Genomic DNA, 15,459 nt, shown 5'->3' on the forward strand with positions numbered 1-15,459 from the left:
GGAGGACATGGCTACACCACGCGTTGCCATTAATGGATTTGGCCGCATCGGCCGTCTGACATTCCGGGCTTTCATGGAGGCCGGCCGCGACGATCTTGAGTTCGTGGCGATCAACGATCTCGGCTCCGCCGAGATGAACGCATTGCTGCTCGAATACGACACCGTGCATGGGAGATTCCCGGGCGAGATCGCCGTCGATGGCCACAATCTCCGCGTCAACGGCAAGGACGTTACGGTTCTCTCGGAACCCGATCCCGAGCAACTGCCCTGGGCCGAACTCGGCATCGATATCGTCATGGAATGCACCGGGCGCTTCACCAAGCGTGAAGCCGCGGCGCAGCATCTGAAGGCGGGCGCCAAGCGCGTTCTCGTCTCCGCGCCCTGTTCGGGTGCCGACCTGACCGTCGTTTACGGCGTCAACGACGCCAAGCTGACCAACGCGGATCTGGTCGTGTCCAATGCCTCCTGCACCACCAACTGCCTCGCGCCGGTGGCCGAAGTGCTGCACAAGACGGTGGGCATCGAACGCGGCTACATGACCACCATCCATGCCTATACGGGCGATCAGCGTACGGTTGATACACTCCACAAGGATCCCCGCCGCGCCCGCGCGAGCGCCGCGAATCTGATCCCGACATCGACCGGCGCGGCCAAGGCGGTCGGGCTCGTCTTGCCGGAACTGGAGGGCAAGCTCGACGGTGCGTCCATCCGGGTGCCGGTGCCCAATGTCAGCCTGATCGATCTCACCTTCCAGGCTTCGCGCAAGACAAGCGTCGAGGAGATCAACGATGCCCTCGTTGCCGCGGCCTCTCAAGCACCGCTGCTTGGCGTTCTGGGCATCAACGACAAGCCGCTGGTGTCGTCGGACTTCAATCACAGCCCGCTCAGCTCCGTCTTCGACGTCACGGGCACGCAGGTCATCGACGGGACGTTCTGCCGCGTCGTCGCTTGGTACGACAACGAGTGGGGCTTCTCCAACCGGATGAGCGACACCGCAGTCGCGATGGGCCGCCTGCTATGACCACGGAGAACGGCATGGCGGATATCGACCTCGCCGCCATCAAGACCATCGACGGTCTTGATGTGGCGGGGAAGCGCGTCCTGGTCCGTGCCGATCTCAACGTGCCTGTCGAGGCCGGCGTGGTCGCCGACGCGACGCGGATCGAACGCGTCCTGCCGACGATCGAGGCTCTCCGGAAAGGCGGCGCCAAGATCGTTCTGATTTCGCACTTCGGACGGCCGAAAGGGGAGCGCTCGCCCGAGACCTCGCTTCGGCCCGTGGCGGCGAAGCTGAAGGACCTTCTGGGCACGGACGTGTTGTTTCTCGACGATTGCGTGGGGCCGGATGTGGAAGCCGCCGTCGCCGCGCTGAAGGATGGCGACGTCGCGCTCCTCGAGAACCTGCGCTACCACGCGGGCGAGACGAAGAACGACATCGGTTTCGCCAAACAGCTCGCAGCGCTCGGCGACCTCTATGTGGACGATGCGTTTTCCTGCGCCCACCGCGCCCATGCCTCGGTCGAGGCGATCGCCCGACTGATGCCGGCCTATGCGGGGATGGCGATGATGGCGGAGATCAACGCCCTGAGCGCCGCGCTGGAAGACCCCAAGCGCCCGGTCATGGCCGTGGTCGGCGGGGCCAAGGTTTCCACCAAGATCGAGGTGCTGACCAACCTTGCCCAGCGCATGGACATGATCGTCGTCGGCGGCGGCATGGCCAATACCTTCCTGTTCGCCGACGGGATCGACGTGGGCAAATCTCTGTGCGAGCCGGACTTCGTCGCGACCGTCAAGGACATCACCGAGAAGGCCAAGGCATCCGGCTGCGAGATCGTGTTGCCTGTCGACGTGGTGGTCGCGACCAGCCTCGCGGAGGGTGTCGAGACGTCCGTATGCGGCGTCGGTGACGTTCCCGCCGATACCATGGCGTTGGACCAGGGACCGAAAAGCGTCGCCTTGCTGAAAGAGAAGCTCGCGGGCGCGAAGACCATTCTTTGGAACGGCCCGCTTGGCGCATTCGAGATCGCACCGTTTGGCGAGGCGACCTTTGCACTGGCGAAGGAGGCCGCACGGCGGTCGAAAGACGGCACGCTGATTTCGGTGGCGGGCGGCGGCGACACGGTGCGCGCCCTCAACGAGGCCGGCGCGGCGGACGACTTCACCTATATCTCGACGGCGGGTGGGGCCTTCCTCGAATGGCTGGCCGGCAAGACACTGCCGGGCATCGCCGTTCTGGCCGGCAACCCCGCGCCCACCCGTTCGGCGGTCGCATGACGGTCCCGCGCGAGATCATCGTCGCGCCGTCGATCCTTTCGGCGGACTTCGCCAAGCTCGGGCAAGAAGTCGAGGCCATCGACCGCGACGGCTGCGACTGGGTCCATCTCGACGTGATGGACGGCCACTTCGTGCCGAACATCACCTTCGGTCCCGATGTGGTGGCGGCCTTGCGGCCGCATTCCAAGAAGGTCTTCGATACCCATCTGATGATCGCGCCCTGCGATCCATATCTCGAAGCCTTCGCCAAGGCCGGCTCGGACATCATCACCGTGCATGCCGAAGCCGGTCCGCACCTGGACCGTTCGTTGCAGCATATCCGGAGCCTCGGCAAGAAGGCCGGTGTGAGCCTGACGCCCTCGACGCCGGAAAGCGCCATCGAATACGTGCTCGACAAGCTCGACCTCGTTCTGGTGATGACCGTGAACCCCGGTTTCGGCGGGCAGACCTTCATCCCCGCGCAGCTCGAGAAGATCCGTGCCATCCGCAAGATGATCGGCGAGCGGCCGATCCATCTCGAGGTCGATGGCGGTGTGAACGTCGACACGGCCGGGCTCGTGGCCGAGGCCGGCGCGGACGCCCTTGTGGCGGCTCCGCCGTGTTCAAGGACGGCGACTACGCGAAGAACATCGCCGCCATTCGCGCGGCGGCCATGGCCGGCTGCGCCGCCGCTTGATGGATCGCTTCCGCACTTGCCGCGCCGTCGTTTTCGATCTCGACGGCACGCTTGCGGATACGGTCGGCGATATCGCGGACGCGCTCAACCGGACCCTGTCGGACTTCGACCTGCCGCCTCACCCGGAGGACGCGGTTCGGGGCATGGTCGGCAACGGCCTCGCCAAGCTCCTGGAGCGCGGATTCTCCCGCCACGGTGTGGTCCTCGATGAAACGACCCGCGAGCGGGCCTGTCGCCGCCTCTTGGAACACTACGCGGGCCGTCCTTGCGAACGCGCAAGGCTCTACCCTGGCGCGCGCGCCATGCTGGACGCGCTTGGGGCCGCGCGGATCGATTGCGCCGTGCTCACCAACAAGCACGAGCCGATCGCGCGGGATGTCATCCATGGGCTGGGCATTGCCGGCTCGATCAAGGCGGTGCGGGGCGCCGATGTCGGCTTTGCCCGCAAGCCCGATCCGGCCGGGCTTCTGGACCTCGTGCGCACGCTCGGCGCGCGCCCGGAGACCACGCTCATGGTGGGCGACAGCGAAACGGACCTGAAGACCGCGCGGGCGGGCGGGTTAAGAGGTGCCGTGCTGGTGAGCCATGGCTACTCGGCCATTCCCGTCGCCGAGCTAGGGGCGGATGCGGTCATCAACCATCTTCACGAGTTGGTGGCCGGTCTTGCTCTTGCCCCGGAAGCGGACTAGCAAAGTCCGATGGATGTCACCTATTACGGCGCGCTGCTGGCGGGTTTCTTGAGTTTTCTCAGCCCCTGCGTTCTGCCGCTCGTTCCGCCTTATCTCTGCTTCCTCGGCGGCACCACGTTCGACCAGCTTACGGGCGAGGACGAGACCCCGGCGCATGTCTACCAGACCGTGGTGCTGTCCTCGATCGCCTTCGTGCTGGGGTTCACGACGGTCTTCGTGATCCTCGGTGCCACGGCGACTGCGCTCGGCCAGATCGTCGTGACCAACCTGCCGATCCTGTCGAAGATCGCGGGCGTGGTGATCATCATCGCCGGGCTGCATTTTCTTGGGGTGATCCACATTCCGATCCTCCATCGCGAGGCGCGCTATCACGCCGATACGCGGCCCGCCGGTCTGTTCGGCGCCTATATCATCGGCCTCGCCTTTGCCTTCGGCTGGACGCCCTGCATCGGCCCCGTGCTCGGCGCGATCCTGGCGGTCGCGGCGGGCGAGTCGACCGTGAGCAAAGGGGTCAGCCTGCTCTTCGTCTATTCGCTGGGCCTCGGCATACCTTTTATCCTGGCAGCTTTGGCCGTCCGGCCGTTCATGAGGGCCGCGCAGCGTTTCAAGAAGCATTTGGGGGCGGTCGAGAAGATCCTCGGGGGCTTTCTCGTGTTGACCGGCATCCTGTTCCTGACGGATTCGATGACCTTGATCGCGGGCTGGATTCTTCAAACGTTCCCCGCTCTGGCGACGATCGGCTGACCGTCCCCCGCATTTGCACACCCGGGACGAATTGGGTGCTTGCAGTCGCCCATCCGTGGTCGTTACTGATCTCTCATGAAGAAAGACAAGACCGCGATCGCGCTCACCGTTGCCGGCTCGGACTCATCGGGTGGGGCGGGTATTCAAGCCGATCTCAAGACCTTCTCCGCGCTCGGCGTCTATGGCGCGAGCGCCATCACTGCACTGACGGCGCAGAACACGACCGGCGTCGATGAGGTCATGGCGGTACCGCCGGAGTTCGTCCTGGCCCAGATGCGGGCCGTCGCGTCCGATCTCGATGTGGGGGCCATCAAGATCGGGATGCTCGCGACCGACGAAACGGTCGAGGCGGTGGCGGCGGGCCTCGAGGCCTTTCCGGAGGTGCCCGTGGTGCTCGACCCCGTCATGGTCTCGACCAGTGGCGCGCTGCTACTCGACGAGACGGCCGTTGGCATCTTGCGCGACCGGCTCGTGCCGCGTGTCACGCTCATCACGCCCAATCTGGCGGAAGGGGCGGCGCTGCTCGGCGAACCGCCCGAGAGCCGCGAGCACATGCTGGAAGGCCGCGCGACGCGGCTGCTGGAGTTGGGGCCGGGTGCGGTGCTTCTGACCGGTGGCGAGTCCATGGCCGAGACGGCGCTTGACATCTATGCGGATGCGAACGGCGTTGAAAGGATCGAAGCGCCGCGTCACGAGACCCGGAACACCCATGGCACGGGTTGCACGTTGTCTTCGGCGATCGCCGCGGAACTGGCCAAGGGCGAGAGCCTGGAGAAGGCCGTCAAGCTCGCCAAGATGTATGTCACGGCCGCGATCATCGCCGCGGACGAACTTGACGTGGGGCAGGGCAACGGTCCCGTCCACCACTTCCACGCGCTGTGGCCCCGGGCTGGGGAAGAACCGCGCTAGCTTTCGGCGACGATCGTCGTGCGCTGCTCGCCGAGGCCGGAGATGCGCAAGACGAGCTCATCCCCGGGCTTGAGGAACACGCGCGGGTTCCGCGCCATGCCGACGCCGGGCGGCGTGCCCGTCACGACGACGTCGCCGGGGAGAAGCGTCATGTATTTGCTGATATAGCTGACGAGTTCGGCCACCGGGAAGATCATGGTCGACGTATTGCCCGTCTGCATGCGCTCGCCATTGAGGTCCGTGGTGAGGCTCAGACCCTGCGGGTCGGGAATCTCGTCCGCCGTGACGAGCCACGGACCGAGCGGACCGAACGTGTCGTAGCTCTTGGCCTTGACCCATTCGCCGGGGCCGCCCTTCTGCAGGCTCCGTTCGGAAACGTCGTTGCCGATGCAATAGCCCGCCACGTGGTCCAGCGCGTCCTCGACGGACACGCGCTTCGCGGGGCTGCCGATGACGAAGCCGAGCTCCACCTCGTAGTCCATGCGCTTGAAATCGGCGGGCGCCAAGATCGCATCGTTCGGGCCCGAGATGCACGAGGTCGCCTTCACGAAGACGATGGGGACTTCCGGAATTGGAAGGCCCGTCTCTTCGGCATGATCGCGGTAGTTGAGGCCGATGCCGAAGAACTTCCGGACCTGGCCGACGGGCGCGCCGAGACGGGGGTTGCCGCCAACGGCAGGCAGCGAGGCCGGATCGATATCCCGGAGGCGCTGAAGGCCCGCAGGCGTCAGCACGTCGCCGGCGATGTCATCGACGATGCCGGACAGGTCGCGAATCGTGCCGTCCGCATCCACAAGGCCGGGCTTCTCCTGCCCAAGGTCACCAAATCGTACGAGTTTCATCGTCTCCCCCAGCGAATGTCTGGCGCATGATGCACATGGCGGGGAGCCGCGCAACGCCATGGGGAGAATTATGGCCGTGAATTTCTAAAGCCATGCGGGGGCGCATTCGGGCCGCGAATCCGACGCGCTGCGTCCGCCCGCAAAGTGGTTTGTGACTTGCTCGTTGGGTGCCGTGGCGCATTTGCCACAGCACTGCCTAAAGATTTGGCGCTCGGGCGCCCGCTCGGCGCGCTATGGACCGCCCGAAACGCGCGGATTCGCGCGGTCGCCGGTTTGACGATGAACATCTAATACATTGAATTATATGTATAAAATACGCCGCTGTGATGGCCGATCCGGCGTCTTTTGCATTTCCGCAACACTCCAACAGCGAAGTGCATTCGGGCCCTCTCGCTTTGTTGAAGGACGCCCGCAGCCTGCGATAGCTTTGCATCACATCACGGGGGACGGGCTGGGGGGCCTTCTTCTCCGCAAGAAGAAGCAAGCGGTGAACGCCGCGAAAGACGTAAGAATTCGAGCGACGGCTCAGGAACAAAATGGGGGGGCGAGTCGAAACCTCATGAAGCTCCAGGCCTTTAGCTTTCGACTCGTTCGCAGGGAAGACCGGCCCGGCTTAGTCCGGGCCGGTTCTTTTTTGCGCTCTGCGCATCTGAGAGTCCGTCCCGGTCGCCGTCAAAGTCCAAGCGTCTTCAGAGTGCTGTCGACCGCAGCCACGTAGCTGCCGCCGAACAGCCTCACATGCACCAGCGTCGGGTAGAGATTGTAGATGTCCTTGCGAACCTCGTGGAAGCCGGGTTCGAGCGGCATCATGTCCTCGTAGGCCTCGAAGAACGCGCGCCCGAACGTGCCGAACATGGTGGTGAACGCCAGTTCGATTTCCGGATGCCCGAAATAGATGGCGGGGTCGATGAACCCGGCTATGCGGTTGCCCTTGACCAGCACGTTGCCGGTCCAGAGATCGCCATGGAGAAGGCTGGGGAAGGGCGGTTCGGTGAGATAGGCGCCAAGATCGTCCGCGAGCCGCTCGAGCCGGTCATGGAGCGAGGGGGGCAACGCGCCTTCGTCCCGTGCGGCACGTGCCATATGAAGCAGCCGATGATCGCGGAAGAACGGCACCCAGGCCTCGCCGCGCGGATTAGGCTGATGCAGCGGGCCGATCAGCGTATCGCGCTCGTAACCGAAATAGGGACGCGGCGTCGCATGGAGCCTTGCGATGAGCGTCGCGGCATCGCGCTCCACGTCCGGCGTGATCCGGCCACCGTCATTGTCGATGAAGTCCATGACCAGGACATCCGCCGCGGCCGCGTGAACATGCGGGACGGGCAAATCCGACAGGCGGGCCAGATCGGCAAGCATGGCGCCCTCGAGCGCCAGGTCGGTGCCGCGTTGCGAATCGCTTTGCCTGGCTTTGACGGCCAGACGGCGTCCATCACTGAGAAGAGCCACGGCCCCAGTCAAGCCAAAGCCGACCGAGAGCGGCTCGAGCCGAACGACCTCGGCCCCGAGAATCGTGTCCAAACGTTGGGTTAGCGCGGCGTTGCGATTTCTCATTCAACTGCGGTTTTTGGTCGTACACAGATCGTGTGGGATGTCACAACGTTGATACAAAACCAGCTTATTCGCCGGTTTAATATGCTGGACACTCGGATAGAAGATGAGGGGCAGTCTAACGCTGGCGTGCAGCGTTACCGGGCCCTTTTCATTTCCGACATTCACCTTGGCACCAAGGCTTGCCAGGCTGAAGCCTTTCTGGACTTTCTGAAAACGCACAAGGCGCCGCGAATCTACCTCGTGGGCGACATCGTAGACTTCTGGCGCATCCGGCGCGGGGTCTACTGGCCGCAGCCCCATAACGATGTCCTGCAAAAGCTCCTGCGTGAGGTTCGGAAAGGTACCGAGCTCATCTACATCCCGGGCAATCACGACGAGGCCATGCGCGAATATTGCGGGTCGCAGTTCGGCGGCGTCGTGATCGAGCGGCAGACGATCCATACGGGCGCGGACGGGCGCCGCTATTTGATCATGCATGGCGACGAGTTCGACGTGGTGGTGCGCTATGCCAAATGGCTGGCCTTTCTTGGAGATTGGGGCTATGTCACGGCCCTGTGGTTCAACACCCATCTCAACGTGGTGCGCCGCTGGTTCGGAATGCCCTATTGGTCGCTTTCGGCCTATCTGAAATACAAGGTCAAGCGGGCTGTGAATTTCATTGGTGAGTTTGAGCACGCTCTGGCGCAGGAAGCGCGCCGGACGGGCACCCAGGGCGTGATCTGCGGCCATATCCACCATGCCGCTATGCGCCAGCTCGAAGACGTGGTTTATATTAACACGGGCGATTGGGTCGAGAGCTGCACGGCAGTCGTTGAGACCGAAGAAGGAGACTTCCAGATCATCCGTTGGAATCCTCATACCGGCGTGCGTGAGCCCGAGACTTCCTCCAAGGAGCTTGAGGCGGCCGCCTAATGCACATTCTCGTCGTCACCGACGCCTGGTTTCCCCAGGTCAACGGGGTTGTGCGCACCTACGAGCGGCTGGCGCAGGAAATTCCCAAATTCGGCGCGGAGATCAGTTTCCTCGTTCCTTCGCAATTCCGCACGCTTCCCTGTCCCACCTATCCGGAAATCCGGCTCGCGCTGGCGACGCCCGGTATGGTCGACCGCTATATCGAGGGCGTCGGGGCGGATTTCGTGCACATCGCGACGGAAGGGCCGCTCGGTCTTCTGGCGCGGAGCTATTGCCGCAAGCACAAGCGTCCCTTCACCACGAGCTATCACACGCGCTTTCCCGAATATATTTCGGCGCGCCTGCCAATCCCTGAGTCCTGGGGTTACAGCTTCCAGCGCCGCTTCCACAATAGCGGTGCCGGCATGTTCGTGGCCGCGCCCTCGGTGGAAGAGGACCTGGAGGCCAAGGGCTTCCAGCGCATGATGCGCTGGACGCGTGGCGTCGACGTGGATCTGTTCCGGCCGCGCAACGTGCGGCTCTACGGGCAGGGGCCTGTCTTCATCTATGTGGGCCGTGTGGCCGTCGAGAAGAATATCGAGGCCTTTCTCAAACTCGATCTGCCGGGCCGCAAAGTGGTCGTCGGCGGTGGCCCTCAGCTTGCCGAACTCAAGCGCGCCTATCCGGACGTGCTCTTCACGGGCCCCAAGGAAGGCCTAGACTTGGCCGAGGCCTATGCCTCGGGCGATGTGTTCGTGTTCCCTAGCCTGACCGACACGTTCGGCCTTGTCCTTTTGGAGGCGCTTGCCTGCGGGGTTCCGGTCGCCGCCTATCCCGTCCACGGTCCCAAGGACGTGGTGGACGATCCGGAGGCCGGCGTGCTCGATCCCGACCTCAGGACCGCGGCCCTCAAGGCGCTGGACCTCAGCCGCGACGCGGCACGGTCCCATGCCTTGAACTTCAGCTGGGAGAACTCCGCGCAGCAGTTTCTCGACAATGTGCTCGCGGCCCACAATCTCGGCCTGCCCGAACGGCGCCGGCTCCTGCCGCGCTTGCGGCCGAAAATGCTGATGCGGAAGAAGACGGCCGCTTAGGCCGACCCCAAAAAGATGCGGCCCGGTGGGGGAACCGGGCCGCTGCATGGGTCATGCGTCAGTTTAGGGGACGCGTTGGGGGATCTTGCGTCTACCCACAGATGGTTCGGGCGCCCCCGGCTTTCAAGTGTGCCCCGATCTTTATTTTGACCCGCCACCGAACAAAGACCGCCAAGACAGAAACCGCCGAGCCAAAAGAAAACGGCCCGGTTGGGGGGGAACCGGGGCCGTTCGCATTTTCATGCGTCAGTTTGGGGGACGCGTTTGGGGGAAACTTGCGTCCCGCCAGAGATGGGTAGGCAGCCAAGTGCTTTCAAGAGCCGGTGCGCATTTTTCCAGCGCACCGCCACAACATATTGAAATGTAATATGGAATGTCTCACCCAAAGAGTGAGGCACGCTGCGTTGCGCGAAGCTCTTCCAGCGCCAGCGGCCCGGGTCTTTCGAATGGCCGCTGGAATGGCCGCGCACCGTTGGAAAGCGTATCTGCGGCCTCACGCACCTCGGCCAGGTCAACGCCTTCGCCGGCAGCGGGTTCTTCGGCCACGTCCTGGGCCGCCGCAGACTCCAGTCCGCCTATGGTCTCTGCGAGGTCTTCCATCGGCACGAGCCGATTGGTCCGCAGTGTCTTGTGCATGGGGCTTCCCGGTGCCTCGGGGCCGGTCCGCGAGGCAGTCATCTCGAGCGCATCGCTCACATCGAGTGCATTTGCCGCATCCAGAAGGTTCTGAGTTTCATGGTCGCTCCAGTCATCGATCAGCGCATCGATGCGGCGCTCCATATCGCGCAACAGGCGCATCGCTTCAGCGCTCTTCTGCCCCGCGATCTCCTGGCGCGCGCAGGCCGTGTAGATGGCTACGGCGCTCTCATCCAGCATGTCGCAATGCTCTGGCGCGACTCCTTCCTCGCGCAGCGTCCACGATACGTTTTGAATCTCTTCCAAGGCCATCAGCACATCCGACGTGGCATGGGTCGCGGCCTCGACGATCTGCTCGAAGGCGCAAGGCGCCGCACGCGGGTCGCCGCCGGGGAGGCCTACGAGGCCAAGTCCGCCGATCTCCCGCCGCATTTCGCTGATGGTTTCGCTCATCGCCACGAGTTCGGAGATGAGGGCCAGGGGGAGGCTCTTCCGCGCCGGTTCGACCGAAACGCCGTCGAGACGCCCGACCGTATCGAGCAGCAATTCAACTTCCGGTGTGGGGTGCTGGCGCGCATAGTCCGCCAGAAATCGGCGGCCGAGTTCGGTACTCTTGAGCGTAGCCTCGAGCGTAGCGTAGTCACCATCCTCAGCCGCGTCGGGCTGCGGGCCGCTACGACCTTGGAGTAGGGACTGTGAGGCGCTGTCGGCGCGTTTCAGCATGGCGGGAGAAGTCTAGCTGATTCGAAGTTGCACCCGAAGGTAGCAATCGTCGTAGAGGGAACGGTTAACGACCATGAGCGGCCCTGTGTCACCGCCGACTGCCAGGCAAACCACGCGCCGCTCGCTCGCCTGGCGGCTTGGGTTTCTCTATGCCGTGCTCTTCCTGATCATCGGTTGCTACCTGCCGTATCTGCCGGTCTGGCTGAAGTGGCGCGGCTTCACGGCCGATCAGATCGCCATTCTGCTCGCGACCCCGCTGTTCGGCCGCATTGTCATCGCGCCGTCGATCAGCTTCGTCGCGGACCGGCTGGGAGACCGGCGCTTCGTGCTCGTCCTGTCCGCCTGGGGGTCGCTCATCGCCTATGGCGCGCTTTGGGTCTCCAGCGGGTTCTGGCAGATGTTCATCGCGATGGTCCTCGTGGCCTTGGCATCGACCACGCTGATGCCCTTGACCGAGACGATTGCCATCACTGGCATTCGTCGCGCCAGGCTCGACTACGGACAGGTCCGGCTCTGGGGCTCGCTCAGTTTCATCGCGGCCAGTCTTGGGGTCGGCGTGGTCATTCAGCAGGCTGGCGCTGGGCTCGTTCTGCCTCTGCTTATGGGCGCGGCGGCTTCTTCGGCACCTATTTCATTCCGCGCGACTTGGCCGTCACGCACCGCGCCGGATCCGCGGCGGACAGCACGCAGCCGCGGCGCTGCCTCACCGATGCGGTCGCGCTTGTGCCGTGCGCCGCTGTTTCTCGTGTTTCTCGTCGGGACCAGCTTGATCCACGGCAGCCACGCGATGCTCTATGCCTTCGGTTCGCTCCACTGGCGCGCACAAGGCTTTACCGGGGGCACGATCGGCGCGCTCTGGTCGATTGGCGTCATCGCGGAGGTTCTGCTCTTCGCCGTGTCCGGCCGCATCATTGGCCGCATCGGGTCCGCGCGCCTGCTCGTGCTGGCGGGTTTCATGACGGCGCTCCGCTGGAGCTTCATGGCGTTCGACCCGCCGCTCTGGGCCACGGTGATCCTGCAGACGCTGCACGCGATGAGTTTCGGTGCCGCGCATCTTGCCGCCATCCACTTTCTGACCCATGCCGTGCCGGAGGACCGCTCCGCTACCGCGCAAGGACTCTTTTCAGCCGTGGTCGCGGGGCTTGTGATGGGAACCGCCACGCTCGCCTGCGGACCCCTCTACGGAAGCCTTGGTGGCGAAGCCTACGCGGTCATGGCTGTCGTGGCCGCAACCGGGACCGTCGCGGCCATGGTGCTGCGCCGGCGTTGGGACGGCGGCCTCGTTGTGGGACACGCCAACGCGGAGGTTCATCCCCACAGCGCGGGCGAAGGCGGATAGACCTTGCCCTCGCCATAGGCGAGCGGGTCGTCCCGGTCGCGCGCGAGCAGGAGCGGGCCGTCAAGGTCCACCCAGTCGGCAGTCTGCGCGACGAGGATTGCCGGCGCCATGGCAAGCGACGTGGCAACCATGCTGCCGACCATGATCTTGAGGCCGCGCGCGCGGGACGCATCCACCATGCGCAGCGCCTCGGTGAGGCCGCCGGTCTTGTCGAGTTTGATGTTGACGGCGTCGTAAAGCCCCGCGATCTCGTCGAGCGAGGCGGTGTCATGCGCCGACTCATCGGCGCATATGGGAACGTCATGGACGAGTTGGGCGAGCGCGCGGTCTTCGCCGGCCGGAAGCGGTTGCTCCACGAGTTCGATGCCGGTCTCGGCCGCCACGGCCAGGAGGTGCGCGGCCTCATCCGGGCGCCACGCCTCGTTCGCATCGACGATCAGGCGCGCATCGGGAACAGCCTGACGCACAGCCCGCATGCGGATCGCGTCGTCCGCGCCGCCCAGTTTGAGTTTCAGCAGCGGATGGGCGGAGGCGTCCTTCGCTTGCGCAGCCATGATCTCCGGCGCACCCAGCGAGATCGTATAGGCTGTGGGGACCGCCTTCAGCGGCGCGAGGCCTGCAAGTTCGGCGGCAGTGCATCCCGCCTGTTTGGCCGCGAGGTCCCACAAGGCGCAGTCGACGGCATTGCGCGCCGCACCCGCCGGCAGAACCCGCTCAAGCCGCGTCCGGTCCAGGCCTTGCGCGAGGGACGGGCGCAGGATCTCGATTGCGGCGACCACCCCTTCGACGCTTTCGCCATAGCGCGCATAGGGAACGCATTCGCCCCGGCCGGACCAAGTCCCGTCCCCGATCTCCACCAGGACGACGGCCGCTTGCGTTTTCGATCCGCGCGCAATGGTAAAATGGCCGCGGATGGGCCAGTGTTCCACGCTGACAGAGAGGGTCAGCGGCTGGCCGCCGCCTATGCTCTCGGCGCGTTCACATGCCATCTCAGCTTTATTTCTCCATAGATTTCGGCCAAAACGGTCCATCTGAATTTGCGCCGACTGCCACAAAGAAGCTTAGATTCTGAGCCAGGCCAAGCCCTTACATGCTAAAGCGCGACAATCAATTCGTCCTTCAGACCGAAACCGAGGCCCCGGGATTTCGCGTCGAGTTGCGCGGCACCACCTTTCGCCTGGTCGCGACCGGGGCATGGACGATCACGGAGGCCACGGTTCTGGATCAGGAACTCCAGCGCCTGAAGGTCCCGATCCCGCCCTCGCCGGACTTCACGGGCGAGATGGACATCTCAGGCATCGCCGAGATCGACACGGCGGGCGCGTGGTTGCTGCAGCGGACGGCGGGGGCCTGGCAGCGCGGCGGCTTGAAGACGCGCTATGCGGGCGCCACGGACAGCTTTCGCATCCTCATCGAGGAAGTCCATCGCCGCGGACAAGCCGAAAAGCCGGACATCGACACGGTCACGCCGTTCAAGCATTTTCTCGAAACGACCAAGACCAGCCTGGCGGGTATCTGGCGCGACACGCTCGCGTTGACGTCGTTTCTGGGCGAGGTCTCCGCTGCATCCGTCCGTCTGATCCGGGAGCCCTGGCGATTTCGCCCGGTGTCGTTCATCCACCATCTCGATCACGCGGGCCTGCGCGCTCTGCCGATCATTTTTCTGATCTGCTTTCTGATCGGTGCGGTGGTCATGCAGCAGGGCGTGGTTCAGCTCGCTTATTTCGGCGCGGAACCCATGGCGGTGAACATGGTCGCCATTCTCTCGTTGAGAGAAGTCGGCATCTTGCTGACGTCGATCATGGTCGCGGGCCGCTCCGGCTCGGCCTTCACGGCCGAGATCGGGTCCATGAAGATGCGCGAAGAGATCGACGCCATGCGGACGCTCGGAATCGATCCGATGGATACGCTCGTGCTGCCGCGCGTCGCGCTTGGTCGTCGCATTGCCGCTGCTCACCTTCATGGGCGACATGGCCGCGCTTGCCGGCGGCGGCGCCATGGCCTGGGTCATGCTGGGGCTCGACCCGCCGATCTATATCGACAAGCTGCAAGAGATCATCAGCTTTCGCCATTTCATGGTCGGCATGATCAAGGCGCCGTTCGCGGCCGTCGTCATCGCGCTGGTCGGCTGTCTCGAGGCCTGCGCGTTGCAGGCAGTGCCGAGTCCCTCGGGAGCCATGTGACCTCGGCCGTGGTCAAGGCGATCTTTCTCGTCATCTGCATCGACGGCATCTTTGCCATGTTCCTCGCGGGGATCGGCCAGTGATCGTCGAGGATGGCCGTGAAGTCGTGATCCGCGTGCGCGGGCTCGCCAAGAGCTTCGGCAGCCATCAGATTTGGGAATCCCTCGACCTCGACGTCTATCGCGGCGAGATCCTGGCCATCGTCGGCGGATCGGGCCAAGGCAAGTCCGTGCTGATGCGCGTGATCACCGGCCTCGTCCAACCGGACGCCGGGATCGTCACGTTGTTCGGTATCGAAGAGCATGCGCTGACCCCCGAGGCCCGTCTCGCGATCGAACAGCGCTGGGGCATCCTGTTTCAGGACGGCGCCTTGTTTTCATCGCTCACCGTACTGCAGAACATCCAGGTCCCCATGCGTGAGCACCTGGACCTGCCGCAGTCGATGATGGACGACCTTGCGTTCCTCAAACTGTCCATGGTCGGCTTGCCGCCGGAAGCCGCGCACAAGTTCCCGTCCGAACTCTCCGGCGGCATGCGCAAGCGCGCAGGCCTGGCGCGCGCGCTCGCGCTAGACCCTGAGATCGTGTTCCTGGACGAGCCCACGGCCGGTCTCGACCCGATTGGCGCCACAGAGTTCGATCACCTTATTCGCAAGCTGCAACAGACACTTGGGCTTACGGTCTATATGGTGACCCACGACCTTGATACGATCTTCACGGTGTGTGACAGGGTGGCCGTCCTGGCGGACAAGAAGATCGTCCGGACTGGGTCGCCCGCAGAGCTTCAAAGCAAGCCCGATCATCCGTGGATCGAAGAGTATTTCTGTGGTGAACGCGCGCGCGCCGCGAGTCCCGCCGAAGAGCGGCGGGTGGCCGGCTGAGCGGCGCGAGGTTCTTTTTAAGAGGGTC

14 protein-coding genes and 1 pseudogene are annotated in these 15,459 nt (G+C 64.3%); 11 read left to right on the forward strand and 4 right to left on the reverse strand.

Annotated elements, in window-relative coordinates; genetic code table 11:
- Window positions 1–7 precede the first annotated feature (7 nt).
- The 6 genes and pseudogenes from gap to thiD all read left to right on the forward strand — a co-directional run bounded on the left by gap (window position 8) and on the right by thiD (window position 5,292).
- Window positions 8–1,021, forward strand: a complete 1,014-nt coding sequence (gap, locus tag AUC68_RS09985) for a type I glyceraldehyde-3-phosphate dehydrogenase (protein WP_069437521.1) — start codon at window positions 8–10, stop codon at window positions 1,019–1,021.
- A 14-nt stretch (window positions 1,022–1,035) separates the two neighbouring features.
- The gene (locus AUC68_RS09990) at window positions 1,036–2,274 is read left to right on the forward strand and encodes a phosphoglycerate kinase (protein WP_069437778.1); all 1,239 of its coding nucleotides are present in this window, start codon (window positions 1,036–1,038) and stop codon (window positions 2,272–2,274) included.
- Window positions 2,271–2,950, forward strand: a pseudogene (gene rpe / locus AUC68_RS09995) (ribulose-phosphate 3-epimerase). Before AUC68_RS09990 ends, rpe begins: the two are co-directional and overlap by 4 nt.
- Window positions 2,950–3,639, forward strand: a complete 690-nt coding sequence (locus tag AUC68_RS10000) for an HAD hydrolase-like protein (protein WP_069437522.1) — start codon at window positions 2,950–2,952, stop codon at window positions 3,637–3,639. The pseudogene rpe and the gene AUC68_RS10000 overlap by 1 nt, the downstream one beginning before the upstream one ends.
- A gap of 9 nt (window positions 3,640–3,648) precedes the next feature.
- Window positions 3,649–4,383 carry a cytochrome c biogenesis CcdA family protein gene (locus AUC68_RS10005; protein ID WP_069437523.1) on the forward strand — a complete coding sequence of 245 codons (735 nt, stop codon included), beginning with the start codon at window positions 3,649–3,651 and terminating at the stop codon, window positions 4,381–4,383.
- Window positions 4,384–4,458: 75 nt separating this feature from the next.
- On the forward strand, window positions 4,459–5,292 hold the full coding sequence (gene thiD, locus AUC68_RS10010; protein ID WP_069437524.1) for a bifunctional hydroxymethylpyrimidine kinase/phosphomethylpyrimidine kinase: 834 nt from the start codon (window positions 4,459–4,461) through the stop codon (window positions 5,290–5,292).
- On the opposite strand, the gene AUC68_RS10015 is transcribed toward thiD, so the two are convergent.
- The gene (locus AUC68_RS10015) at window positions 5,289–6,134 is read right to left on the reverse strand and encodes a fumarylacetoacetate hydrolase family protein (RefSeq protein ID WP_069437525.1); all 846 of its coding nucleotides are present in this window, start codon (window positions 6,132–6,134) and stop codon (window positions 5,289–5,291) included. The two genes, thiD and AUC68_RS10015, sit on opposite strands and share 4 nt — an antisense overlap.
- Window positions 6,135–6,806: 672 nt before the next feature.
- Entirely contained in the window at window positions 6,807–7,685 is an 879-nt protein-coding gene (locus AUC68_RS10020; protein WP_069437526.1) for a fructosamine kinase family protein, read from the reverse strand.
- An 81-nt stretch (window positions 7,686–7,766) separates the two neighbouring features.
- Here AUC68_RS10020 and AUC68_RS10025 point away from each other — a divergent pair, with 81 nt between their 5' ends.
- Together AUC68_RS10025 and AUC68_RS10030 are read left to right on the forward strand one after the other, a co-directional pair.
- Entirely contained in the window at window positions 7,767–8,597 is an 831-nt protein-coding gene (locus tag AUC68_RS10025; protein ID WP_069437527.1) for a UDP-2,3-diacylglucosamine diphosphatase, read from the forward strand.
- The gene (locus AUC68_RS10030) at window positions 8,597–9,670 is read left to right on the forward strand and encodes a glycosyltransferase family 4 protein (RefSeq protein WP_069437528.1); all 1,074 of its coding nucleotides are present in this window, start codon (window positions 8,597–8,599) and stop codon (window positions 9,668–9,670) included. The genes AUC68_RS10025 and AUC68_RS10030 overlap by 1 nt, the downstream gene beginning before the upstream one ends.
- Before the next feature lie 378 nt (window positions 9,671–10,048).
- On the opposite strand, the gene AUC68_RS10035 is transcribed toward AUC68_RS10030, so the two are convergent.
- Entirely contained in the window at window positions 10,049–11,029 is a 981-nt protein-coding gene (locus AUC68_RS10035; protein ID WP_141701199.1) for a hypothetical protein, read from the reverse strand.
- Window positions 11,030–11,102: 73 nt separating this feature from the next.
- On the opposite strand from AUC68_RS10035, the gene AUC68_RS10040 reads away from it, so the two are divergent.
- Window positions 11,103–12,368 (forward strand): MFS transporter, encoded by a 1,266-nt coding sequence (locus AUC68_RS10040; RefSeq protein ID WP_083240617.1) that lies wholly within the window; start codon window positions 11,103–11,105, stop codon window positions 12,366–12,368.
- On the opposite strand, the gene dgcA is transcribed toward AUC68_RS10040, so the two are convergent.
- Window positions 12,338–13,357, reverse strand: coding sequence for an N-acetyl-D-Glu racemase DgcA (gene dgcA / locus AUC68_RS10045; RefSeq protein WP_069437531.1), 1,020 nt, complete (start codon window positions 13,355–13,357; stop codon window positions 12,338–12,340). The two genes, AUC68_RS10040 and dgcA, sit on opposite strands and share 31 nt — an antisense overlap.
- A 101-nt stretch (window positions 13,358–13,458) precedes the next feature.
- Between dgcA and AUC68_RS10050 the strand changes: the two genes are divergently transcribed.
- Window positions 13,459–14,634, forward strand: coding sequence for an MlaE family ABC transporter permease (locus AUC68_RS10050; protein ID WP_083240618.1), 1,176 nt, complete (start codon window positions 13,459–13,461; stop codon window positions 14,632–14,634).
- Window positions 14,631–15,431, forward strand: coding sequence for an ABC transporter ATP-binding protein (locus AUC68_RS10055; RefSeq protein WP_204377016.1), 801 nt, complete (start codon window positions 14,631–14,633; stop codon window positions 15,429–15,431). Before AUC68_RS10050 ends, AUC68_RS10055 begins: the two co-directional genes overlap by 4 nt.
- The last annotated feature ends 28 nt before the right edge of the window (window positions 15,432–15,459 follow it).

This window comes from Methyloceanibacter methanicus, from assembly GCF_001723285.1.
Classification (GTDB): Bacteria; Pseudomonadota; Alphaproteobacteria; order Rhizobiales; family Methyloligellaceae; genus Methyloceanibacter; species Methyloceanibacter methanicus.

Bases quoted from the DNA above. Each gene is read 5' to 3' on its own strand.
- gap (WP_069437521.1), top strand. From the start codon at position 8: ATGGCTACACCACGCGTTGCCATTAATGGATTTGGCCGCATCGGCCGT.
- AUC68_RS09990 (WP_069437778.1), top strand. From the start codon at position 1,036: ATGGCGGATATCGACCTCGCCGCCATCAAGACCATCGACGGTCTTGAT.
- AUC68_RS10000 (WP_069437522.1), top strand. From the start codon at position 2,950: ATGGATCGCTTCCGCACTTGCCGCGCCGTCGTTTTCGATCTCGACGGC.
- AUC68_RS10005 (WP_069437523.1), top strand. From the start codon at position 3,649: ATGGATGTCACCTATTACGGCGCGCTGCTGGCGGGTTTCTTGAGTTTT.
- thiD (WP_069437524.1), top strand. From the start codon at position 4,459: ATGAAGAAAGACAAGACCGCGATCGCGCTCACCGTTGCCGGCTCGGAC.
- AUC68_RS10015 (WP_069437525.1), bottom strand. From the start codon at position 6,134: ATGAAACTCGTACGATTTGGTGACCTTGGGCAGGAGAAGCCCGGCCTT.
- AUC68_RS10020 (WP_069437526.1), bottom strand. From the start codon at position 7,685: ATGAGAAATCGCAACGCCGCGCTAACCCAACGTTTGGACACGATTCTC.
- AUC68_RS10025 (WP_069437527.1), top strand. From the start codon at position 7,767: ATGCTGGACACTCGGATAGAAGATGAGGGGCAGTCTAACGCTGGCGTG.
- AUC68_RS10030 (WP_069437528.1), top strand. From the start codon at position 8,597: ATGCACATTCTCGTCGTCACCGACGCCTGGTTTCCCCAGGTCAACGGG.
- AUC68_RS10035 (WP_141701199.1), bottom strand. From the start codon at position 11,029: ATGCTGAAACGCGCCGACAGCGCCTCACAGTCCCTACTCCAAGGTCGT.
- AUC68_RS10040 (WP_083240617.1), top strand. From the start codon at position 11,103: ATGAGCGGCCCTGTGTCACCGCCGACTGCCAGGCAAACCACGCGCCGC.
- dgcA (WP_069437531.1), bottom strand. From the start codon at position 13,357: ATGGCATGTGAACGCGCCGAGAGCATAGGCGGCGGCCAGCCGCTGACC.
- AUC68_RS10050 (WP_083240618.1), top strand. From the start codon at position 13,459: ATGCTAAAGCGCGACAATCAATTCGTCCTTCAGACCGAAACCGAGGCC.